Annotated in this window: 21 protein-coding genes; 15 read left to right on the top strand and 6 right to left on the bottom strand. The window is 64.2% G+C overall.

Annotation, left to right across the window (positions count from 1 at the left end):
- Positions 1 to 108 precede the first annotated feature (108 nt).
- Positions 109 to 1,197, top strand: a complete 1,089-nt coding sequence (gene hrcA / locus JJC00_RS01075) for a heat-inducible transcriptional repressor HrcA (protein ID WP_200470950.1) — start codon at positions 109 to 111, stop codon at positions 1,195 to 1,197.
- 98 nt (positions 1,198 to 1,295) lie between these two features.
- A complete protein-coding gene (grpE, locus tag JJC00_RS01070) occupies positions 1,296 to 1,901 on the top strand; it encodes a nucleotide exchange factor GrpE (protein WP_200470949.1) in 606 nt (201 codons plus the stop codon).
- Between the two features lie 82 nt (positions 1,902 to 1,983).
- On the opposite strand, the gene pncA is transcribed toward grpE, so the two are convergent.
- Both pncA and JJC00_RS01060 read right to left on the bottom strand, forming a co-directional pair.
- The gene (pncA, locus tag JJC00_RS01065; RefSeq protein ID WP_200470948.1) at positions 1,984 to 2,706 is read right to left on the bottom strand and encodes a bifunctional nicotinamidase/pyrazinamidase; all 723 of its coding nucleotides are present in this window, start codon (positions 2,704 to 2,706) and stop codon (positions 1,984 to 1,986) included.
- A gap of 272 nt (positions 2,707 to 2,978) precedes the next feature.
- Positions 2,979 to 3,920, bottom strand: a complete 942-nt coding sequence (locus JJC00_RS01060; protein WP_200470947.1) for a hypothetical protein — start codon at positions 3,918 to 3,920, stop codon at positions 2,979 to 2,981.
- Between the two features lie 393 nt (positions 3,921 to 4,313).
- Here JJC00_RS01060 and dnaK point away from each other — a divergent pair, with 393 nt between their 5' ends.
- From dnaK to JJC00_RS01020, 8 genes are all read left to right on the top strand, one after another.
- A complete protein-coding gene (gene dnaK / locus JJC00_RS01055) occupies positions 4,314 to 6,215 on the top strand; it encodes a molecular chaperone DnaK (protein ID WP_200470946.1) in 1,902 nt (633 codons plus the stop codon).
- Positions 6,216 to 6,460: 245 nt separating this feature from the next.
- Positions 6,461 to 7,594, top strand: a complete 1,134-nt coding sequence (gene dnaJ / locus JJC00_RS01050) for a molecular chaperone DnaJ (protein WP_200470945.1) — start codon at positions 6,461 to 6,463, stop codon at positions 7,592 to 7,594.
- Positions 7,595 to 7,682: 88 nt separating this feature from the next.
- On the top strand, positions 7,683 to 8,282 hold the full coding sequence (locus tag JJC00_RS01045) for a class I SAM-dependent methyltransferase (protein ID WP_200470944.1): 600 nt from the start codon (positions 7,683 to 7,685) through the stop codon (positions 8,280 to 8,282).
- A gap of 57 nt (positions 8,283 to 8,339) precedes the next feature.
- On the top strand, positions 8,340 to 8,918 hold the full coding sequence (locus JJC00_RS01040; protein WP_200470943.1) for an NADPH-dependent FMN reductase: 579 nt from the start codon (positions 8,340 to 8,342) through the stop codon (positions 8,916 to 8,918).
- A gap of 6 nt (positions 8,919 to 8,924) precedes the next feature.
- On the top strand, positions 8,925 to 9,635 hold the full coding sequence (pyrF, locus tag JJC00_RS01035) for an orotidine-5'-phosphate decarboxylase (protein WP_200470942.1): 711 nt from the start codon (positions 8,925 to 8,927) through the stop codon (positions 9,633 to 9,635).
- Positions 9,636 to 9,663: 28 nt separating this feature from the next.
- Positions 9,664 to 9,975 carry a DUF1330 domain-containing protein gene (locus JJC00_RS01030; protein WP_200470941.1) on the top strand — a complete coding sequence of 104 codons (312 nt, stop codon included), beginning with the start codon at positions 9,664 to 9,666 and terminating at the stop codon, positions 9,973 to 9,975.
- A gap of 157 nt (positions 9,976 to 10,132) precedes the next feature.
- Positions 10,133 to 10,948: a 4-hydroxy-tetrahydrodipicolinate reductase gene (gene dapB / locus JJC00_RS01025; protein WP_200470940.1), complete on the top strand. Its 816-nt coding sequence runs from the start codon at positions 10,133 to 10,135 to the stop codon at positions 10,946 to 10,948.
- Between the two features lie 25 nt (positions 10,949 to 10,973).
- Positions 10,974 to 11,597 carry a 2,3-bisphosphoglycerate-dependent phosphoglycerate mutase gene (locus JJC00_RS01020; RefSeq protein ID WP_200470939.1) on the top strand — a complete coding sequence of 208 codons (624 nt, stop codon included), beginning with the start codon at positions 10,974 to 10,976 and terminating at the stop codon, positions 11,595 to 11,597.
- 122 nt (positions 11,598 to 11,719) lie between these two features.
- On the opposite strand, the gene JJC00_RS01015 is transcribed toward JJC00_RS01020, so the two are convergent.
- Together JJC00_RS01015 and JJC00_RS01010 are read right to left on the bottom strand one after the other, a co-directional pair.
- Entirely contained in the window at positions 11,720 to 12,616 is an 897-nt protein-coding gene (locus tag JJC00_RS01015) for a methylated-DNA--[protein]-cysteine S-methyltransferase (RefSeq protein WP_200470938.1), read from the bottom strand.
- A gap of 54 nt (positions 12,617 to 12,670) precedes the next feature.
- Positions 12,671 to 13,204 carry a DUF2244 domain-containing protein gene (locus JJC00_RS01010; protein ID WP_200470937.1) on the bottom strand — a complete coding sequence of 178 codons (534 nt, stop codon included), beginning with the start codon at positions 13,202 to 13,204 and terminating at the stop codon, positions 12,671 to 12,673.
- Positions 13,205 to 13,226: 22 nt separating this feature from the next.
- On the opposite strand from JJC00_RS01010, the gene nth reads away from it, so the two are divergent.
- The 3 genes from nth to JJC00_RS00995 all read left to right on the top strand — a co-directional run bounded on the left by nth (position 13,227) and on the right by JJC00_RS00995 (position 16,888).
- Entirely contained in the window at positions 13,227 to 13,991 is a 765-nt protein-coding gene (gene nth / locus JJC00_RS01005) for an endonuclease III (protein ID WP_200470936.1), read from the top strand.
- Positions 13,992 to 14,136: 145 nt separating this feature from the next.
- Complete coding sequence (locus JJC00_RS01000; protein ID WP_200470935.1) at positions 14,137 to 15,273, top strand: HlyD family secretion protein; 1,137 nt, start codon at positions 14,137 to 14,139, stop codon at positions 15,271 to 15,273.
- Complete coding sequence (locus tag JJC00_RS00995) at positions 15,260 to 16,888, top strand: MFS transporter (RefSeq protein WP_200470934.1); 1,629 nt, start codon at positions 15,260 to 15,262, stop codon at positions 16,886 to 16,888. Before JJC00_RS01000 ends, JJC00_RS00995 begins: the two co-directional genes overlap by 14 nt.
- 6 nt (positions 16,889 to 16,894) lie before the next feature.
- On the opposite strand, the gene JJC00_RS00990 is transcribed toward JJC00_RS00995, so the two are convergent.
- Both JJC00_RS00990 and JJC00_RS00985 read right to left on the bottom strand, forming a co-directional pair.
- Positions 16,895 to 17,635: a sulfate transporter family protein gene (locus JJC00_RS00990; protein WP_200470933.1), complete on the bottom strand. Its 741-nt coding sequence runs from the start codon at positions 17,633 to 17,635 to the stop codon at positions 16,895 to 16,897.
- A gap of 251 nt (positions 17,636 to 17,886) precedes the next feature.
- Positions 17,887 to 18,948, bottom strand: coding sequence for a hypothetical protein (locus JJC00_RS00985; protein ID WP_246774055.1), 1,062 nt, complete (start codon positions 18,946 to 18,948; stop codon positions 17,887 to 17,889).
- Between the two features lie 126 nt (positions 18,949 to 19,074).
- Here JJC00_RS00985 and JJC00_RS00980 point away from each other — a divergent pair, with 126 nt between their 5' ends.
- Positions 19,075 to 19,419 (top strand): hypothetical protein, encoded by a 345-nt coding sequence (locus JJC00_RS00980; RefSeq protein ID WP_200470932.1) that lies wholly within the window; start codon positions 19,075 to 19,077, stop codon positions 19,417 to 19,419.
- 27 nt (positions 19,420 to 19,446) lie between these two features.
- Positions 19,447 to 20,889, top strand: a complete 1,443-nt coding sequence (locus tag JJC00_RS00975) for a S53 family peptidase (protein ID WP_200470931.1) — start codon at positions 19,447 to 19,449, stop codon at positions 20,887 to 20,889.
- Positions 20,890 to 21,030: the final 141 nt, after the last annotated feature.

Here is a 21,030-nt window from a genome sequence, read left to right as displayed (position 1 = left end):
GGGGGAAGATCAGGCCTTATTCACCCCTCGATTTCATCTCCGCAAAAGCCACGCTTGTCAGAACGGTCCGGGATGGACAAATTATGAGTATCTGAGAGGAGTTATCCTGTGGCCCATCACGATCCGATCCATCTGATCGCGCCGCGCGCAGGCCTCGCCCAGCTCAACGAGCGTTCCCGCGACATCTTTCGTCAAATTGTCGAAAGCTACCTCGCGACCGGCGAGCCGGTGGGCTCGCGCAATATTTCGCGGCTGATCGCGATGCCGCTGTCGCCGGCCTCGGTCCGCAATGTCATGGCCGATCTGGAACAGCTTGGCCTGATCTATGCTCCGCACACGTCCGCCGGCCGGCTGCCGACGGAACTCGGCCTGCGCTTCTTCGTCGACGCCCTGATGCAGGTCGGCGATCTCACCGAGGCCGAACGGCAGTCGATCCAGAGCCAGCTCGCCAGCGTCGGTCACGCCCAATCGGTGGAGGCGGCGCTGGATCAGGCGTTGACCCGGCTCTCCGGCCTGACGCGCGCTGCTGCGGTGGTGTTGACGCCGAAGTCCAATGCGCGGCTGAAGCACATCGAATTCGTCCGGCTAGAACCCGAGAAGGCGCTGGTGATCCTGGTCGGCGAGGACGGTCAGGTCGAAAATCGCGTGCTGACGCTGCCGCCGGGAGTTCCCTCCTCGGCCATCATCGAAGCCGGCAATTTCCTCAATGCGCGGATTCGCGGCCGGACGCTCGCCGAGGCGCGGCTCGAGCTGGAAACCGCGCTCGGAGAAGCCCGTGCCGAGCTCGATCAATTGGCCCAAAAGGTGATCTCGGCCGGGATCGCGAGCTGGTCGGGCGGCGAGAACGAGGACCGCCAGCTCATCGTCCGCGGCCACGCCAATCTGCTGGAGGATCTGCACGCGCTGGAGGATCTCGAGCGTGTTCGCTTGTTGTTCGACGATCTCGAGACCAAGCGCGGCGTGATCGACCTGCTGGGGCGCGCCGAAACTGCCGAAGGGGTGCGGATCTTCATTGGCAGCGAGAACAAGCTGTTCTCGCTGTCGGGCTCCTCCACCATCATCTCGCCCTATCAGGATGCGGCCGGCCGTATCGTCGGCGTTTTGGGCGTGATCGGACCGACGCGGCTGAATTATGCCCGCGTCATCCCGACTGTGGACTACGCCGCCCGCATCGTCAGCCGCCTGCTGGGGGGCTGACCGGCATTTCAGCCGATCACGGGCGCTTGATTTTCAGCGCCCGAAGCACGATATCCGGGCCAGCAAAATCCCGTAAGACCAGTTCGAAAAGAGAGCCGATGACCGATCGAGACCGGCAACCCGAAGACACGAGTGCTGAGACCGGCGAGCCCGTGGTGTCGAAACCCTACATCATGCCCGACGATCCCGAGCCCGATTCTGTGGAATTGCTGCAGAAGGAAGCCGCCGAGGCGCGCGACCGCATGCTGCGGACGCTGGCCGAGATGGAAAATCTGCGCAAGCGCACCGCCAAGGAGGTCGCGGACTCCAAGCTCTACGGCGTCACCGGCTTTGCCCGCGACGTGCTCGACATCGCCGACAATCTTCAGCGCGCGCTCGACGCCGTTCCGGCCGAAGCGCGTGCCGCGGCCGATCCCGGCCTGATCGCGCTGATCGAGGGCGTCGAGCTGACCGAGCGCTCGCTGCTCAACGCGCTGGAAAAGCACGGCGTGAAGAAGTTTGATCCGCAGGGCCAGAAGTTCGATCCGAACTTCCAGCAGGCGATGTACGAGGTGCCGGACGCGTCGGTGCCCGCAGGCACCGTCGTGCAGGTCATGCAGGCCGGTTACACCATCGGCGACCGCGTGCTGCGTCCGGCGCTGGTTGGCGTCGCCAAGGGTGGCGCGAAGCCCGCGCCCGCGGCGAACAGCAACGAAGCGAACTGAGCGGCGTCAGCCGCGTTCTGCAATTGAGATGTCATTCCGGGTCCGGTCCTTCGGACCGTCCCGGAATGACTGCGCGAAAACCTTACGCGCTCGCCGTGATATCCGCAGACTGGATCCGCTTCACGCCGGCCTTGGCCATGTCGGCCCAGGCCTTGGCGAGCGAGCCCTGATTGTCGATGCCGCGGCAGGCGTCTTCCACGACATAGACCTCAAAACCCGCCTTGCGCGCATCGAGTGCGGTCCAGGCGACGCAGAAATCCGTCGCGAGACCCGCAACGAAGACGCGCTTGATCTTGCGGCCCTTGAGGTAGCCGGCAAGTCCGGTCGAGGTCTTGCCGTCGGCTTCGAGGAACGCCGAATAGCTGTCGACGTCCTTGTGAAAGCCCTTGCGGATGATCAGCTCGGCCTGCGGGATCGAGAGGTCCTTCGACAGCGAGGCGCCGTCAGTGCCTTGCACGCAATGGTCGGGCCACAGCACCTGCTTGCCATAGGGCAGGTCGATGGTCTCGAACGGCTTCTTGCCGGAATGCACTGACGCGAACGAGACGTGGCCGGGCGTGTGCCAGTCCTGCGTCATCACCACGTTCGAAAACGCTTTCGCGATTCTGTTGATGACAGGCACGACCTGCTCGCCTTCCTTCACCGCGAGGCTGCCGCCCGGCAGGAAGCAGTTCTGCACGTCGATCACGAGCAGCGCGGAGGTGTCATCCGGCTTGATCGTGGCCGCTGCGAAAAGTGCGGTTGGAGCGAGGCTCGCGAGCGCCGTGGTCCCCAGCGCCGCCAAGATTTGTCGTCGATCAAGCATTGTCCGCCTCCCTCCAGGATGATCTCAAAGTTGATCCAATGGAGGGGAGCCTAATTCCGTTCGTGTACGAACAGAAGCCCGAAAATGCAGCCGGTTTTGATGAGCGCTTGGGCTACTGACCGACATCGTCGTCCCGGCGAAGGCCGGGACCCATACGCCGCAGCAATAGTTTTACGAAGACTCCGGGTTACCAGCTCGCGCCAAACCGCTCCCTGTGGTTATGGCTCCCGGCCTTCGCCGGGACGACACCGGGTGTGTCGGAAGGCTGGCGCCTAACCCTTCGGCTGGATGCCGTCGCGCACGGCGCGGAAGCGGGTGAAGGCGTCCGACCATTGATCGCGCGGCGCGCTGGCGATGATGCGGAGCGAAGCGCCGCCGGGCGCGAAGCGGATCCACTGCACCACGGTCACCGGGGTCTTGTCCTTGCCGCTGATGCCGTCGATCCGGGTCTCGAAGCCCGGCTGGCCGTTGATGCGGATCGGCTCGGACATGGTGACGCGGGACTCGCGCACGCCGGGGATCTGGAGCGCGGCTTCCTGGGCGAAGCGGGCGCGGTCGTCGGCCTGCTGCGGGGTGGCGCCGATCAGGCCGAGGATGATGAACGGCTTCGATTCATAGCCTGAGCTCTCGCTGCCGTCGGCCAGGATGAGGCTCGAGCCCGGCACCAGCGTACGGATGTCCTTGAAGCCGGCGAGATCGGTGATCTTGAACGGCATCAGCCCGATCTGCTCGTCAGCCGACACCTCCTTGCGGGTCACGGCGGTCGCAAACATCTGCCGCACCGCGTCGTCGGTGTAGATCTTCGACGCGTTCTCGGGCACCTGCACCGCCACGTAGCCGGAAAAGCCGGTGCCCGGCACGATCATCGAATAGCGCTTCACCAGGGTCGTGCCGGCCTTGCCACTCTCGGTGGTGAAATAGGCAAGGCCCGCTTGTGTCTCGATCTTGTCCGGCTTGACGCCGTTGTTGCCGGCCGGATTGGCATTGAGGGCGCCCACGACCTCGCCATAAGCCGCCGGCGGCAGCTCGGTGATCAGCACCTTGACGCTGCCGTCCTCGCTCTCGAAGCCCGGAAAGGTCTTGGCCGTGTTCAGCCCGACCAGCGGCACCATGCCGAGACGTAAGCCGGGCGGGTAGACGGCATCGGCAGCAAGCGCCGGAGTTGCCGAGGCAACGAGGAGGGCGAGCGCGGCGAGGGGGCGGGTCAGCTTCATGGGCACTCTGATTGGTTCACATTGAGGCCGTTCGATGGTCGGCCACCGGGCCGCTTTGTCGCGCGAAGCAGCCTTGCGGCGGCGATCCGGCCGCCCGCCTTTTAGCGGGTTTGGCGCGCCGGTAACAGGGCGGGGTCAATCACGGTGGCGGGCCCGGCTGAAGCCTGAACCTGTTAATAATTCCTCACCCGCAAGGGCGGCGAAGCCCGGATATGATCTTCCAAAACCCAATGTTTTCACGGCCGAAACTTGCGTTCGGTCCTTGCGGCCCCCTCCCCCCCTCCTATATGAGCCTCAATCATCGCAATATCGCGGATGTTTGATCTTAGGGGGTTCGGTTCGGGTGCCTTCTGGGCCTAGCCAACCTGCCGCAAAAACAAGGATATCAGGACCATGGGAAAGGTCATTGGGATCGACCTCGGCACCACGAATTCGTGCGTCGCCGTGATGGATGGAAAGAACGCCAAAGTTATCGAGAATTCCGAAGGCATGCGCACGACGCCTTCGATCGTCGCCGTGACGGACGACGGTGAGCGCCTCGTCGGCCAGCCTGCCAAGCGCCAGGCCGTGACCAATCCAGAGCGTACGTTCTTCGCAGTGAAGCGCCTCATCGGCCGCCGCTACGACGACCCGATGGTCGAGAAGGACAAGAAGCTCGTTCCGTACAAGATCGTGAAGGCTTCCAACGGCGACGCCTGGGTCGAGGCCGACGGCCAGACCTACTCGCCCTCGCAGGTCTCGGCGTTCATCTTGCAGAAGATGAAGGAGACCGCGGAAGCCCATCTCGGCCAGAAGGTCGACCAGGCGGTCATCACCGTTCCCGCTTACTTCAACGACGCCCAGCGCCAGGCCACCAAGGATGCCGGCAAGATCGCTGGCCTTGAAGTGCTGCGCATCATCAACGAGCCGACCGCGGCGGCGCTCGCCTATGGTCTGGACAAGACCAAGGCCGGCACGATCGCCGTGTACGATCTCGGCGGCGGCACGTTCGATATTTCCATTCTTGAAATCGGCGACGGCGTGTTCGAGGTGAAGTCGACCAACGGCGACACCTTCCTCGGCGGCGAAGACTTCGACATGCGCCTCGTGGGCTATCTGGCCGACGAGTTCCAGAAGGAGCAGGGCATCAACCTGCGCAACGACAAGCTCGCGTTGCAGCGCCTGAAGGAAGCCGCTGAAAAGGCCAAGATCGAGCTGTCGTCGACGACGCAGACAGAGATCAACCTGCCCTTCATCACCGCGGACCAGACCGGCCCGAAGCATCTGACGATGAAGCTCACCCGCGCCAAGTTCGAAGCGCTGGTCGACGACCTCGTCCAGAAGACCGTCGAGCCCTGCCGCAAGGCGCTGAAGGATGCCGGCGTCACCGCCGGTGAGATCGGCGAAGTCGTGCTGGTCGGCGGCATGTCCCGCATGCCGAAGGTCCAGGAAGTCGTAAAGCAGCTGTTCGGCAAGGAGCCGCACAAGGGCGTCAACCCGGACGAAGTCGTGGCGATCGGTGCCGCGATCCAGGCCGGCGTGCTCCAGGGCGACGTCAAGGACGTGCTGCTGCTCGACGTGACCCCGCTGTCGCTGGGCATCGAGACGCTGGGCGGCGTGTTCACCCGCATCATCGACCGCAACACCACGATCCCGACCAAGAAGAGCCAGGTATTCTCGACCGCCGAGGACAACCAGAACGCAGTCACCATCCGCGTCTTCCAGGGCGAACGTGAAATGGCGGCCGACAACAAGATGCTCGGACAGTTCGACCTGATGGGCATTCCGCCGGCCCCGCGCGGCATGCCGCAGATCGAGGTGACCTTCGACATCGACGCCAACGGCATCGTCAACGTCTCGGCCAAGGACAAGGCGACTGCGAAGGAACAGCAGATCCGCATCCAGGCCTCCGGCGGTCTGTCGGAAGCCGACATCGACAAGATGGTCAAGGACGCCGAGGCCAATGCCGCGGCCGACAAGCAGCGCCGCGAGGCGGTCGACGCCAAGAACCACGCCGATGCGCTGGTGCATTCCACCGAGAAGGCGCTGGCCGAGCATGGTTCGAAGGTCGGCGAGACCGAGCGCCGCGCCATCGAGGATGCCGTCAGCGACCTCAAGGAAGCGCTGAAGGGCAGCGATGCCGAGGCGATCAAGGCCAAGACCAACACGCTGGCCCAGGCTTCGATGAAGCTCGGCGAAGCCATGTACACGCAGCAGGCCGAGGCCGACGCCAAAAGGGATGCGGCCAAGGACGACGTCGTCGATGCGGAATTCACCGAAGTCGACGACGACAAGAACAACAAGAAGTCTGCATAAGCCCGAGAGGGTCATGATGCGGACGGCTTGGACCCCACACGCTCTCAAGGCCTCCCCCTTCAAGGGGGAGGCTTTCGTGTCGGGCTCGACGGGCGGTTTGCCCGTTACGATCGATCAATTCCCTATAGCTATGCTCAACGCTGCCATGCAGCCCTCTGCCGTAACGCGGAAGGCTGCCTATATCGTCGCGTGGCGACGTTGTTTCGCTCCGACTTGAAATCGCGATTGGATAGACCGAGTCCGACATGTCCACGTCCACCAAGCGCTGCTATTACGAAACCCTCGAAGTTGGACGAGACGCTGACGAGTCCGTCCTGAAGTCGTCGTTCCGCAAGCTGGCGATGAAGTTTCACCCCGACCGCAATCCGGGGGACGACACCAGCGAGGTCAAGTTCAAGGAAATCAACGAGGCCTACGAGGTCCTGAAAGACAAGGACAAGCGCGCGGCCTATGACCGCTTCGGCCATGCGGCTTTCGAGCAGGGCGGTCCTGGCGGCGGCGCCGGTTTCGGCGCGGGCTTCGCCTCCTCTTTCTCCGATATCTTCGAGGATTTGTTCGGCATGGCCGGACAGCGCGGCCGTGGCGGCCGCGAGCGTGGCGCCGATTTGCGCTACAACATGGAAATCACTCTCGAGGAAGCCTTTGGCGGCAAGACCGCGCAGATCGAGATTCCGGTCTCGGTCACCTGCGAGGCCTGCTCGGGCATCGGCGCCAAGGCCGGCACCAAGCCCAAGACCTGCTCGACCTGCGGAGGCGCCGGCCGCGTGCGGCAGTCGCAGGGCTTCTTCACCCTCGAGCGCACCTGCCCCGGCTGCCAGGGCCGCGGCCAGATGATCGAGGACGCCTGCCCGTCCTGCTCGGGCCAGGGCCGCGTCACCCGCGAGCGGAATCTGTCGGTCAACATTCCCCAAGGCGTCGAGGACGGCACCAGGATCAGGCTCGCCGGCGAAGGCGAGGCCGGGGTCCGTGGCGGCCCACCCGGCGACCTCTACATCTTCCTGTCGCTGGCCCAGCACCAGCTGTTCCAGCGCGACGGCGCCGATCTGCATTGCCGGGTGCCGATCTCGATGGTGACGGCCGCCCTTGGCGGCGAATTCGAGGTACCCACCATCGACAAGGGCAAGACCAAGGTGAAGGTCCCCGCTGGGACCCAGTCGGGCCGCCGATTCCGCATTGCATCAAAAGGCATGCCGGTGCTGCGCTCACGCCAGATGGGCGACATGTACGTCCAGGTCGCGGTCGAAACCCCGCAAAACCTCACCAAAAAGCAGCAGGAATTGCTTGCCGAGTTCGAAAAGCTCTCCTCGGGCAATACCCAGCCGGAATCCGTTGGCTTCTTCGCCAAGGTCAAGGATCTATTCAGTAATCGGGCGAACTGACTCGTCTTGACCGTACCGCTTCCGGCCTATACCTCTTTATGACTATTTTCTGACACACCGCGTTCCTGCGGTCCCGTCCGGTCCAGACATGCCATTGCCGTCGTCCGCGCGTGCGTTGAAGAAGCCCCGTCTTGATGACGAGGTGCGCTTTCTCAGATCGTGGATCGAAAAGCCACTCCACATGGGCGCGGTGATGCCGTCGGGCAAGCTGCTCGCCCGAACCATGGCTCATTACGTCGACGTCGATTCGGATGCTCCGGTGGTCGAGCTTGGGCCCGGCACCGGCGCCATCACCTCGGCGCTGGTGGAGCGTGGCGTCGACCAGAAGCGCCTCGTCCTCGTTGAGTACAATCCCGGCTTCTGCGCGCTTTTGCGCGACCGCTATCCGCACGCCAAGGTGGTGCAGGGCGATGCCTATCGCCTGCGCGACACGCTCTGGAACGTCCTGAGCGCGCCCGCCTCCGCCGTCGTGTCCGGCCTTCCGCTGGTCACAAAACCGATGCTGACGCGCCTTCGGCTCATTCGTGACGCCTTCACGGCGCTCGCGCCCGGTGCGCCCTTCGTCCAATTCACCTATGCGGTGGTGCCGCCGATCCCGAAATCGCTGCCCGGCGTGTCCACAGAGGCCTCGGAACGGATCTGGATGAACCTTCCGCCGGCCCGCGTCTGGGTGTATCGCAAGGACTAATTCCGCCGGCTTCCTCTCATGCGCGGCGGGCTCGTTTCGCCGAACGTATTGGATTGGATGTCAGCCCCGAAAATCCTGGTCATTCCCGGCTCGCTGCGCACCGGCTCGCACAACGCGAAGCTGGCCGCGGTCGCCGCCTATGAATTCGCCCAGGCCGGCGTCGACGTCACCCGCATCTCGCTCGCCGATTTTCCGCTGCCGATCTATGACGGCGATCTCCAGGCCAAGTCCGGCGTGCCCAAGCACGCGATCAATCTCAAGCGCATGATCGGCGCGCATCATGGCGTGCTGATCGTCTCGCCCGAATACAACGCCTCGGTGCCACCGCTGCTGAAGAACGCGATCGACTGGGTCAGCCGCGTGCATGAGCTGCACGAGGCGCGGGGCGACGTCTTCCGCAACCGCGCCTTCGCACTCGCCGGTGCTTCGCAGAGCCGGCTCGGCGCCGCCCGCGCGCTGCAGGCGTTGCGGCTGATCCTGACCTCCTGCCACGCCAATGTGATTGCCAGCCAGCTGTCCCTCGCCTTTGCCGACCAGGCCTATGACGATATGGACAGGCTCAGGAACCAGGGCGATATCGACGCCATCAAGGAGATGGTGCAGCACTTGATCGACATTTCCCAACGCATGATGTGAGGTGACATGACGCCAGCCGAAATCGCCCCGAAGGACCGCCTGATCGTTGCGCTCGATTTGCCCAGCGTCGATGCCGCGGAGGCGATGATCGCAAGGCTTGGCGACAGCGTCAGCTTCTACAAGATCGGCTACCGCCTCGCTTATGCCGGCGGATTGCCGCTGGTCGCCAGGCTTGCCGACAAGGGCAAGAAGGTCTTTCTCGATCTCAAGCTGCACGACATCGGCAACACCGTCACGCAGGGCGTCGAGAGCATCACCAAGTTGGGTGCGACCTTTCTGACCGTGCACGCCTATCCGCAGACCATGAAGGGCGCCGTCGAAGGCCGCGGCAGCTCGAAGCTGAAGATCCTCGCCGTCACGGTGCTGACCTCGTACAACGAGGACGATCTGCATGCGGCCGGCTACCGGCTTGGCGTCTCCGAGCTCGTCGAAGCGCGCGCGCAGCAGGCGCAGGTGCTTGGCATCGACGGACTGGTGTCCTCGCCTGAGGAAGTCGGAGCCTTGCGCAAGGTCGTCGGTCACCAGATGCATCTCGTCACGCCCGGCATTCGCCCGGCGGGTTCGGCAACCGGCGACCAGAAGCGCATCATGACGCCCGGTCGCGCGATTGCCGCAGGCGCGGACTATCTCGTCGTCGGGCGGCCAGTGGTGGAAGCCACTGACCCCAAGGCGATCGCTGAAGCCATCCAGGCCGAGATCGCGCGGGCGCTCGGCTGATCAAGCTAATCAAAAAGGGAGAAGAACAATGGCAAAAGGCTACTGGATCGGGCGCGTCGACGTAAGCAATGACGAGGGCTACAAGCCCTACGCCGTCGCCAACGGTCCCATCTTCAAGAAATGGGGCGGCCGCTTCGTCGTCCGCGCCGGCAAGTTCACCACTGTCGAGGGCGCCAGCCGCACCCGCAACGTCGTGATCGAATTCCCGAACTACGAGGCCGCAATCGCCTGCTACAACTCGCCGGAATACCAGGCCAACATCAAGGTGCGCCAGCCGCACTCCATCGCCGACCTCATCATCATCGAGGGCTATGACGGCCCGCAGCCGTCGGACGGTTGAGGCGCATCGTCATTCCGGGATGGTCCGAAGGACCAGACCCGGAATCTCGAGATTCCGGGTTCGCCCTCCGGGCGCCCCGGAATGACGATGGTGCGCATTCTCCCTCGGTTGCTGGAACTGCATCCCGCCGCTACAACGGCGCTGAGAGGATCACATCATGTCAGACATGCGCTTGATTGTTGCTGGAGCCGGCGGCCGGATGGGCCGTGCCCTGACGCGGGCGATTGCCGACAGCAAGGGCGCGGTGCTGGCGGGCGCCCTGGAGGCGCCGGGCTCGGAGCTGCTCGGCAAGGATGCCGGCGTGCTCGCAGGCCTCCCGGCCAATGGCATCAAGGTGTCCGCTGACCTCTGGGCGATGTCGAAAGAGGCCGATGGCATCCTCGATTTCACCGTGCCGGCCGCGACCATCGCCAACGTCGCGATCGCGGCCGAGCGTGGCATCGTGCACGTCGTCGGCACCACTGGCCTGTCGGCCTCCGATAACGCCGTGATCAAGAGCGTCACCAATCGCGCCGTCGTCGTGCAATCAGGCAATATGAGCCTGGGCGTCAATCTGCTTGCCGCGGTGGTCAAGCGCGTCGCCAAGGCGCTTGACGAGAATTTCGACATCGAGATCGTCGAAACCCATCACCGCATGAAGGTCGATGCGCCCTCCGGTACCGCGCTGATGCTGGGCCAGGCTGCCGCGGCCGGTCGTGGAATCTCGCTCGAGGGCAATGCGGAACGTGGCCGCGACGGCATCACCGGCGCGCGCAAGCCGGGCGCGATCGGCTTTGCGTCCTTGCGCGGCGGCACCGTTGCCGGGGAGCACAGCGTGACCTTCCTCGGCCCGTTCGAGCGCCTGACGCTGTCACATCTCGCCGAGGACCGCATGCTGTTCGCGCACGGCGCGCTGAAGGCGGCGCTGTGGGCACACGGCAGGAAGCCGGGGCATTACTCCATGGCCGACGTGCTCGGCCTCACTGACATCTGAACCAAGCAAGCAACGGAATTAGTCAATGAGCGAACGTCTTCTCGTGCTGGTGCGGCACGGCCAGAGCGACTGGAATCTGAAGAACCTGTTCACGGGCTGGAAGGATCCTGATCTCACCGAGCTCGGCGTGAAGGAAGCCTCGGAAGCCGGCCACAAGCTGAAGGCACAGGGCCTCGTGTTCGACGTCGCCTACACCTCGGTGCTCACGCGCGCGCAGCACACGCTCGACATCATTCTTGGCGAGCTCGGCCAGAAGGGCCTGCCGACATCGAAGGACCTCGCCCTGAACGAGCGCGACTATGGCGATCTCTCCGGCCTCAACAAGGACGACGCGCGCAAGAAATGGGGCGAGGACCAGGTGCTGATCTGGCGCCGCTCCTACGACGTGCCGCCGCCCGGCGGCGAAAGCCTGAAGGACACGCTGGCGCGGGCGCTGCCGTATTACGTTCAGGAGATTCTGCCTGGCGTGCTCAACGGCAAACGCACGCTTGTCGCCGCTCACGGCAACTCGCTGCGCGCGCTGATCATGGTGCTGGAAAAGCTGTCGCCCGAAGGCATTTTGAAGCGCGAGCTCGCCACCGGCGTGCCGATCATCTATCGGCTCAACGCGGATTCGACCGTGGCGTCGAAGCTGGATCTGGCGGGCTAGGTTTTCGCCGCAAGGGCGGAGCTGTAGGTGGGCAAGGCGAAGCGTGCCCACCAAGCGTCAGCGGTTTAGAAAGATGGTGGGCACGGCGCTTTACGCCTTTGCCCACCCTACTGCAGAGGTCCTTACTGCACCCCCAGCTGCCCGGCTTCCCAGCCCAGCATCGCCTGCTTGCGGGTGATGCCCCAGTGATAGCCGGTGAGCGTGCCGCTCTTGCCGAGTGCGCGGTGGCAGGGCACGACGAAGGAGACCGGGTTCTTGCCGACGGCTGCGCCGACCGCGCGCGAGGCCTTCGGATTGTTGATGTTGCAGGCGATGTCGGAATAGGACACCGCGCGTCCCATCGGGATCTTCAACAGCGTCTCCCACACCCGCACCTCGAAATCGGTGCCGATCATCACCACCCGCAACGGCTGGTCCGGCCGCCACAGCTTTGTGTCGAAGATGCGCTGCGCCAGCGGCGCGGTGCCTTCGTGATCCTCGACGTACGTGGCCTTCGGCCAGCGCCGCGTCATGTCGGCCAGCGCGGCCTTCTCTTCGCCGGGATCGGCGAAGGCAAGCCCCGAGAGACCGCGATCGGTCGCGATCACGATCGCGGTGCCGAACGGCGAGGGATGGAAGCCGTAGCGCAAGGTCAAGCCCGCGCCGCCGTTCTTCCACTCGCCCGGTGACATCGCTTCATGGGTGACGAAGAGATCGTGCAGCCGGCCCGGGCCCGAGAGGCCGGAGTCGAGCGCCGCGTCGAGGATGCTGGCGGAGTCCCGCAGCAGACCCTTGGCGTGGTCAAGCGTCAGTGCCTGCATAAAGGCCTTCGGCGTGATCGAGGCCCAGCGGCGGAACAGGTGGTGCAGCTCATCCGGCGTGACGCCGGCCGCATCCGCCATCGCCTCGATGGTCGGCTGCGCGCGCCACTTTTCCGAGATGAAAGCGATTGCCCGGCGCACGGAATCATAATCGCGCAGCGCGGCGTTCTGGTGGCCCGGCCTGGCCAGGCGCTGGTCATGTATGGCGAGTGTCATCATGATCGGAAATGTAGGCGCGGCAGGGGTGTGAAACCACCCGATTTCTGACTGGGCTCAGGTCACCGGATTGTAGGTCGGGCCGCGCTTGGCGGCGTTTAGGGCCTCAACCAACCCTTTGTGAAAGCTAGACTTTTCCTCCGGTCCGAGGAACCTTGCGATCTGGATCTGATGGCCGCGCGAAATTAAATAGAGATGATCGATGCCAAAATCCTCGTCGACTTCCATGTCGAGGCGGACCCAGAGCGGATTGAAGGTCCATTCGGCGACCTGGCCGCGATGGCTGACGCGCCGCACGCGCAACTCGGACGTCGTGACCGTGATCTCCTCGCGCGCCCGCGCGGTGCGGAAATTGGCCTTGAAAGCCCACCAGACGACGAGAACGTCGAGGCCAAAAAAGCCGAGCACCGGCCAGGCGCCCTTCATCAGGAAGACAATTCCGGTGACGAAACTGACGACGCTCAGGAACAGCATCACGGCAAGGAAGCCGGTGCGGTTCAGCGAGCGGTGCGGCGTCAGCAGCGCGGAGAAGATCTGCTGCTCTGCATGACCTTCGCAATCTTGGCGCTCAATTTCATTGCCTGTGCTCATCGTCCCTCAGTATATCCCGATCATGGCGAAAATCACCCGCAAGCCGGCCCCGCGCAAAGCGGCGATGCCGAAGAAAAAGGCAAAGGCGGCCACGGCAAAGCCTTCCGCTAAGAAATCGGCGCCGGCCAAGAAATCACCCAAGACCATAAAACCTTGGACCCCCGCTGAGATCCACGAAGTCTTCAGCCGTTTCCGCAAAGCCAATCCCCAGCCGAAGGGCGAGCTCGAACACCTCAATCCCTTCACGCTGCTGGTCGCCGTGGTGCTGTCGGCACAGGCAACCGATGCCGGCGTCAACAAGGCGACGCGCGCATTGTTCGAGATCGCCGATACGCCGCAGAAGATGCTCGACCTCGGCGAAGAACGCTTGCGCGAGTACATCAAGACCATCGGTCTCTACCGCGCCAAGGCCAAGAACGTGATCGCGCTGTCGGCCAAAGTGCTCAGCGATTTCGGCGGCGAGGTGCCGCGCACGCGTGCCGAGATCGAGTCGCTGCCGGGCGCGGGACGCAAGACCGCCAACGTCGTGCTCAACATGGCTTTCGGGGAGCACACCATGGCGGTCGACACGCACGTGTTCCGCGTCGGCAATCGCACCGGGCTCGCACCCGGCAAGACGCCGCTCGAAGTGGAGCTTGGTCTCGAAAAGGTGATCCCGGCCGAATTCATGCTGCACGCCCATCATTGGCTGATCTTGCACGGCCGCTATACTTGCCTCGCGCGCAAGCCGCGCTGCGAGGTTTGCCTGATCAACGATCTCTGCCGATGGCCGGAGAAGACGGTGTGATGGCAATGTCCGTCATTCCGGGGCGCCTCGAAGAGGCGAACTATGGTGCGCAGTTGCGCACCTGAGAATCTCGAGGTTCCGGGTCTGGTCCTTCGGACCATCCCGGAACGACAGGGGTGAGAGCGGAGCGTTTTGGGGGCCTATCGTGAGTCAGCAGGAACAAATTTCGTCGCCACCGCCCGCAGCCACACCGGCCCCGCCGCCCAAGCCGACGCAGCGGCCGGCGAGCTCGCTCTGGAGCCGGCTCGCGATCCCGCTGTTTGCCGTGATCGTCGCGCTCGCCTTCGTCGCGCTGGCCACGCTCCGTTTTGATGAATGGGTCGGCAATGCCGTGGTCCAGACCACCAACGACGCCTATGTCCGTGCCGAGCTGACACGGCTTGCGAGCCGCGTCTCCGGCGAGGTGCTGACTGTCGCGGTGACCGACTTCCAGCGCGTCAAGGCCGGCGATCTCCTGATCCAGATCGATCCCGCCGATTACGAGGCTCAGGTCGCGCAGTCCGAGGCGGCGGTCGCCGCCGCGCAAGCCGTGCTCGATAATCTGGCCAACCAGATCGAGCTGCAATATGCGACCATCGCGCAGGCCGAGGCCTCGCGGCTGTCGGCCGAAGCACTGGAGGTCGAGGCCAAGCAGGAGCAGGAGCGCCAGCAATCGCTGACGCAGACCGAAGCCGGCACGCGGCAGCGACTCGAGCAGGCGGTCGCGGGCCTTGCCAAGGCGCAGGCCGACGTGCGCGCGAGCCGCGCCGTGATCGCTGCCCAGCAGCATCAGCTCGAGGTCCTGCAGGGCACCAAGAAGCAGCGCGCCGCCGATCTCGACGCCACCAAGGCGACGCTGGCGAGCGCCAAGCTCAAGCTCGGCTACACCCAAATCACGGCGCCGTTCGACGGCGTCGTCGGCGAGCGCCAGGTGCAGCCCGGCGATTACGTCAATATCGGCACCAACCTCATCAACGTGGTGCCGCTGCCGAAGGTCTATGTGATCGCGAACTACAAGGAGACCCAGCTCACGCACGTCGCGCCGGGTCAGCCGGTCGAGATCACCGTCGACAGTTTTCCGCGCGAAAGGCTGCGCGGCAGGGTCGAGCGCATCGCGCCCGCGACCGGCGCGCAGGTCGCGCTGCTGCCGCCTGACAATGCGACCGGCAATTTCACCAAGGTCGTGCAGCGCATTCCCGTGCGCATCCAGCTCGACGACAACCAGCCGCTGTTGGCGCGGCTCGTGCCGGGCATGTCGGTCGTCACCAGGATCGACACAAAGGGCGCAGATGGCGGAAAATGACGATGCCGGCCACGGACCCGTCTCGCGCGGTGGCGTCGCGGCGCAGCCGCTGTTTGCGGTCGCCGCCGTGCTGCTCGGCTCATTCCTCGCCAATTTCGACAGCCGGCTGACCACGGTCGGCCTGCCCGATCTACGGGGTGCGTTCGGACTCAGCTTCGATGAAGGCGCCTGGCTCTCCACCGCCGGCATCGGCTCGCAGATTTTTATCGCGCCGGCCGTGGCGTGGCTTGCGACCGTGTTCGGCTTGCGCCGCGTGCTCGGCATTCCGAGCCTCGTCTATGCAATCGTCTCGCTGATCGTTCCCTTCGTGCGCGACTATCCGACGCTGATCGCGCTCAGCGTCGTGCATGGCCTGCTGCTCGGCACCTTCGTGCCGGCCACGCTGATGATCGTGTTCCGCAATCTGCCGATCCGCTGGTGGCTGCCGGCGATCGCGCTCTATTCGATCCGCGTCGGCTTTGCATTGGACAGCTCGACCTCACTGGTCGGCTTCTACGTCGATCATCTCGGCTGGCAATGGCTGTATTGGCAGAGCGTCGTGATCGCGCCGCTGATGGGCCTGATGGTCTATCTGGGAACGCCGAGCGAGCCGGTCAATCGCGCGCTGCTGCGCGAGGCCGATTGGGGCGGCATGCTGCTGCTCGGCGCGGGAGTCGGCATGATTTATGCCGGCCTCGACCAGGGCAATCGTCTGGACTGGCTCGGCTCCGGCACCGTGATGGCGCTGCTGGCCGGCGGCGGTGTGCTGTTTGTCGCATTCCTGATCAACGAGTCGCTGGTGCCGCAGCCCTGGGCGCATGTGAACGTGCTGTTCTCGCGCAACATCGGGCTGTCGCTGGTGGCAATCCTGCTCTACACGCTGACCTCGCTCTCCAACTCGTCGCTGGTGCCGAACTTCCTCGGTAACGTCGTTCTGCTGAGGCCGGAGCAGAGCGGGCTGCTGCTGCTCACCTATGGCGCGCTGCCGATGTTCGTGCTGGTGCCTGTTTCGATCCGGCTACTCCGCTATTTCGATGCGCGCGCGGTGACGGTGGTGGGATTTGCCTGCTTCGCGGCCGCCAATCTCTGGGGCACCCAGCTCACCCATGACTGGGCGCGCGAGGATTTTGTCGGCATCGTCCTGCTGCAGGCGGTCGGCCAGTCGACCACGCTGTTGCCGCTCATCATCATCGCGCTGTCCAATTCCGATCCGAGCCGCGCGACGTCGTTTGCCGCCTATATCCAGATCATGCGGCTTGGCGGCGCCGAGATCGGCGTGGCGCTGATGGGAACGTGGCTGCGCGTCCGCGAGCAGGTCCATTCCTTCTATCTCGGCCAGAACCTCGAAGTCGGCGACGCCAATGTGGTGCGCGCGCTGAAACAGCTCGCCGATCACTTCGCCGCTCATGGCGCCGGCTCGGCGCAGGCGCGGGCGGTCGGCACGCTTGCGAGTTTCGTGCGGCGCGAGGCCAACGTGCTCGCTTATATCGATGGCTTCTGGCTCTGTTTCTGGTTGGCGATGGCCGCGCTCGGCTTCATCGCCCTGATCACCCGCGCGCCACCGGGACCGTTCACCCCGGCGCCGTTCGGCTTCGCCAAGATGCTGCTGAGAAAATGCGGGGTGCGGGTGACTTAGGAAACGTCACCGCATCTGCCGCGCCGGCTCGATCAACTCGGGCCGCGATCCCGATAGCCGCTTGTGCATGTGAACCATGAAGGCCATGCCGAAGATCGGCGTCGCCAAATTGACGATCGGGATCGAGACGAAGGCCGCAATGAACAGGCCCGCGGTGAAGATCGTCGCGGCATTGTCGCGCCGCATTGCCTTGGCGTCCTCCGGCGAGCGGAAGCGCATCGCGGCGAGCTCGAAATATTCGCGGCCCAATAGCCAGGCGGCGGCGAGGAAGAAGATCAGGAAACCGGCGCCGGCCAGAAACACCAGCGGCAACGCGACGAGATAGACCAATATGGTCAGCAGCGCGGTTTTGATGCCCTCGAAGATCGCTTGGCTGAACGGCAGTGCCGTGCCCGGCCGCTCCGCCGGATAATATTCGCGTTCGACGACGTCGGCGACGTCGTCGACGAAGAAGCTCGCTACCAGCGAGGTGATTGCGGGCATCAGGAACACGCTGCCGAACACGACGCCGAGGCCGGCCGCAATCGAGATGATCCAGGCCAGCACCTCCAGGGACGAGTGCCAGCTCGGCCCGAGCAGGCCCTCCAGCCAGACCTCGCCATAGGTCGCGAACCAGCTCAGCAGCCGCTGCAACCCGATCGCCAGCACGACGATCAGCACCAGCGCAAGCCCGATCGATCGCCACAGGATCGAGCGCATCGGCGGCGACATCATTTGCGACAGCGCCTTCACGGCGGCATCCAGCATGGGAACCCTCTCACGAAACCACCCGCGAGAGGTAGACACACCAGGCGGCTTCGGCAAGGGAGGCTGACCCGCTGGCGGCCGCGGCTTTATGCTTTGGGCATGATCTTGTCGGAAAACCGCGTCACATTTTTCTTTCCAGATCATGCCCTAACGCTCGGCCACAATGCTCGCCCAGCAGGTGATGGCGCTGCAGACCGTGCTCCAGCGGCCGAACCCCTTGTAGATCTGGGCAGCGACCTGTTCCTGCTGCTTCAGCGTGCCCTCGGCCTTGATCTGGGGTCGGAGACGTTGCGGATCGCAAGCCAGCGCGGCGCCTTGACACCCATCTGCTGGGCGACGAGGCCGAGAATGGCATCGCCCATCTCTGAGACGTCGCCGAGCCCCTGAAGCTTGAAATGATTGTCCGAGGTGTCGAAGCCAAAGAAATCGGTGGTCACCACGGAGGATGACAGGCCGCTCGGCGCGACGACGAAGATTTTGGGAGCCTTGTGTTTGTCTTCGGCAGTTGCCCGGCATTGGCCCTGAACAGCATCTTGGCCTGCGCGAACTTCTTCTTCACCGCCGGCTTGCTGGAGAAATGCGCCTGCCCAAAGGGCTGTCTCTTGAACTTCGAGATGCAGTCGAAGCGCACGATCGGGCTGACGATGACGTCGCCGACCTCGACCTGCTTGCCGATGCCACCGGCGGTGCCCGTCGTGATTACGAGCGCGGACCTCGGTGATGATCTGGCGCCAGACGTCGATGTTCGGCAGCTGCGGGCCGTCCTGCGACATGTGCGAATCGGATTTGAACACCACGACCTTCTTCTTGCCGATCGTCGTGGTCCAGAAGGCGCCGAGCCGCTTGAGCTCCTTGGCTGGGCAGCCGTTGCGCATCTTCTTCGAGACGGTCGCGTAGTTGTGGGTGTAGGGCACGTAGTCGTTGTGCGAGTCCTTGCCCGGCGTCAGCACGCGGCTGAGCGCGTGGCCCTCGTCAACGGTCCAGGTCACGACCAGCACATCGGCGCGCGGCAGCGGGCCCTTGCCGTTGCCTGCGGGCTTCGGTCCGGTTTGCGGCGCAAGCCCCTTGGGCCAGGAAATGTCGGTGAAGCGCGACAGCCCGGTCGCGGTCGAGAAGGCCATGAACGCGCGGCCTTCGGTCGATTCGGAATCGAAATCGATGATCTCGCGCTGAAAGTCTTCTGGCACGACCTTCGCGGTCTTCTTCACGGCGGCATCCGCGATGCGCTTGACCACGAAGGTCTGGCGCGGCGGCGGCGTGGTGATTGGATCGAATCCGAGATTTTTCTCAACCCATTTGCGGTCAGCAGGCATCACGCGATCTCCGCCAATTGCTTTTGACAAGCATCTGTTGTCGGCAAACGTCCTTCACTGGTCGGCCAAGCCAGACGACGGTTGCAATCTTAGATCGAAAATGTAGGCATCGAATGGTCCGGACTATTGACCGATTTCGTGCCGATTTGGAGCAGCGAAGCTTTACTCTGCGAAACAAGACTTCTTTTGAAAAAATCGATCAATTGCCTGCACCAATCCGCCGCTGAGATTACACCTATAGTTGAGAAGCGACAATCCGCCTTCCAATCACAAACGGAGGAAGTCATGGCAAGCTCGACCAAGAAAGTCGCGTTGGTGAACAGCGCCCGGAAATTGCCGAAGGGAGCCAAGCTCGTCGGCGCGGCCGATCCCAAGCAGGAAATCGAGATCAGCGTTCGCCTGCGCGCCAAGCGCGCCGACGATGAGCAGGTGATGGCGCTCGGCGCGCAACCGCCGCGCGAGCGGGAATAGCTTTCCCGCACCGAATTCGCGGAGCAGATGGGCGCGGATACGGCCGACGTCGCCAAGATCGATGAATTCGCGCATCACCACGAGCTCAACGTCAAGAGCGTGCACCTGGCCTCCCGCACGGTGAAGCTCACCGGCACGGTGAAGGCGATGTCCGCGGCCTTCGGCGTCAAGCTCAACAAGGTCAAGCACGACGGCGCGACCTATCGCATGCGCAAGGGCAACGTGCAAATCCCGGCCGAGCTCGAGGGCATCGTGGTCGGCGTGCATGGCCTGGACAACCGGCCGGTGGCGCAGCCGCATTTCCGGCGCAAGCTGGCCAAGAAAGGGTCGACCAAGGGCGCGACCGCGCGCGCAGGCCAGGGTGGCAGTTTCTCGGTCAAGCAGATCGCAAAGCTCTACGATTTCCCGGGCGGCGAGACCGGCGCCGGGCAGTGCATCGCCATCATCGAGCTCAACGACATCGACCAGAAGGGTCATCCCACGGGCGCCGGCTACAAGACCTCGGATTTGAAAACCTTCTTCAAGAAGGCGGGCATCCCGATGCCGCAGATCGCACCGGCGAGCGTCGATGGCGGCGCCAACAAGCCTGGCCATTCCGAAGCCGACGGCGAGGTCGTGCTCGACATCGAGGTCGCCGGCGCGATCGCGCCCGGTGCCAGGATCGTGGTCTATTTCGCGCCCAACACCACCAATGGCTTCATCGACGCGGTGAAGGCCGCCGTCCACGACACCGCGCGAAAACCCTCGGTGATCTCGATCAGCTGGGGCGGACCGGAAGATCCCGCGGGCTCACAGCAATTCGTCGATGGCCTCAACGAGGCCATCCGTGATGCCGCCGCGATGGGCGTTACCGTCTGTGTGGCGTCCGGCGACAACGGCTCCGCTGACATGGCCGACGGATGGGACGGCAAGCCGCACGCCGATTTCCCGGCCTCGAGCCCGTTTGCACTGGCCTGTGGCGGGACCAATCTGAAGGCCTCGAATGGCACGATCACCGAGAGCGTCTGGAACGGTGGTGCGCAGGATGGCGCGGGTGGCGGCGGCGTCAGCATCGTATTCCCCAGGCCGCAATACCAGGCCAACGCGCATGTGCCGAAATCACCGTCGCATTCGGTCGGACGCGGCGTGCCCGACGTTTCCGGCGATGCGGATCCCGCGACCGGCTACCAGATCTTCCTCAATGGTGTCATGACCACGATCGGCGGCACCAGCGCAGTTGCGCCGCTGATGGCCGGACTGATCGCCCGCATCAACGAGGCCACGACCAAGAAATTCGGCAAGACGGTCGGCTTCATCAATCCGCTGATCTACGCCTCGCATGCGCATGGCGTGTTCCGGGACATCACGGTCGGCAACAACGATATCACCGGCGATCTTCACGGCATGTACAAGGCCGGTCCCGGCTGGGATGCCTGCTCCGGCCTCGGCGTCCCCAACGGCGCGGCGTTGAAGGATTTTCTCGCGGCGTAGGCGCAGACGCTCCGTCTTCTTCCCGCCGTTGCGGGGGAGAGGCTTTCTCCTCCGTCATTGCGAGGAGCTCTTGCGACGAAGCAATCCAGACTGACTCCGCGGTGGGATTCTGGATTGCTTCGCTTCGCTCGCAATGACGAG

It is taken from the genome of Bradyrhizobium diazoefficiens (genome assembly GCF_016616885.1).
Lineage (GTDB): Bacteria > Pseudomonadota > Alphaproteobacteria > Rhizobiales > Xanthobacteraceae > Bradyrhizobium > Bradyrhizobium diazoefficiens_F.
The sequence above is the reverse complement of the archived record's forward strand: the minus strand, read 5'-3'. Positions and strand labels throughout refer to the sequence as shown.

Excerpts from the sequence above, each read along its gene's own strand:
- JJC00_RS01040 (WP_200470943.1), top strand. The coding sequence starts at position 8,340 with ATGTCAGCCCCGAAAATCCTGGTCATTCCCGGCTCGCTGCGCACCGGC.
- JJC00_RS00975 (WP_200470931.1), top strand. The coding sequence starts at position 19,447 with ATGGGCGCGGATACGGCCGACGTCGCCAAGATCGATGAATTCGCGCAT.
- JJC00_RS00995 (WP_200470934.1), top strand. The coding sequence starts at position 15,260 with ATGGCGGAAAATGACGATGCCGGCCACGGACCCGTCTCGCGCGGTGGC.
- JJC00_RS01045 (WP_200470944.1), top strand. The coding sequence starts at position 7,683 with ATGCCATTGCCGTCGTCCGCGCGTGCGTTGAAGAAGCCCCGTCTTGAT.
- JJC00_RS01015 (WP_200470938.1), bottom strand. The coding sequence starts at position 12,616 with ATGATGACACTCGCCATACATGACCAGCGCCTGGCCAGGCCGGGCCAC.
- dapB (WP_200470940.1), top strand. The coding sequence starts at position 10,133 with ATGTCAGACATGCGCTTGATTGTTGCTGGAGCCGGCGGCCGGATGGGC.
- JJC00_RS00985 (WP_246774055.1), bottom strand. The coding sequence starts at position 18,948 with ATGCCTGCTGACCGCAAATGGGTTGAGAAAAATCTCGGATTCGATCCA.
- dnaK (WP_200470946.1), top strand. The coding sequence starts at position 4,314 with ATGGGAAAGGTCATTGGGATCGACCTCGGCACCACGAATTCGTGCGTC.
- JJC00_RS01060 (WP_200470947.1), bottom strand. The coding sequence starts at position 3,920 with ATGAAGCTGACCCGCCCCCTCGCCGCGCTCGCCCTCCTCGTTGCCTCG.
- JJC00_RS00990 (WP_200470933.1), bottom strand. The coding sequence starts at position 17,635 with ATGCTGGATGCCGCCGTGAAGGCGCTGTCGCAAATGATGTCGCCGCCG.
- pncA (WP_200470948.1), bottom strand. The coding sequence starts at position 2,706 with ATGCTTGATCGACGACAAATCTTGGCGGCGCTGGGGACCACGGCGCTC.
- JJC00_RS01030 (WP_200470941.1), top strand. The coding sequence starts at position 9,664 with ATGGCAAAAGGCTACTGGATCGGGCGCGTCGACGTAAGCAATGACGAG.
- JJC00_RS01020 (WP_200470939.1), top strand. The coding sequence starts at position 10,974 with ATGAGCGAACGTCTTCTCGTGCTGGTGCGGCACGGCCAGAGCGACTGG.
- dnaJ (WP_200470945.1), top strand. The coding sequence starts at position 6,461 with ATGTCCACGTCCACCAAGCGCTGCTATTACGAAACCCTCGAAGTTGGA.
- nth (WP_200470936.1), top strand. The coding sequence starts at position 13,227 with ATGGCGAAAATCACCCGCAAGCCGGCCCCGCGCAAAGCGGCGATGCCG.
- pyrF (WP_200470942.1), top strand. The coding sequence starts at position 8,925 with ATGACGCCAGCCGAAATCGCCCCGAAGGACCGCCTGATCGTTGCGCTC.
- JJC00_RS01010 (WP_200470937.1), bottom strand. The coding sequence starts at position 13,204 with ATGAGCACAGGCAATGAAATTGAGCGCCAAGATTGCGAAGGTCATGCA.
- grpE (WP_200470949.1), top strand. The coding sequence starts at position 1,296 with ATGACCGATCGAGACCGGCAACCCGAAGACACGAGTGCTGAGACCGGC.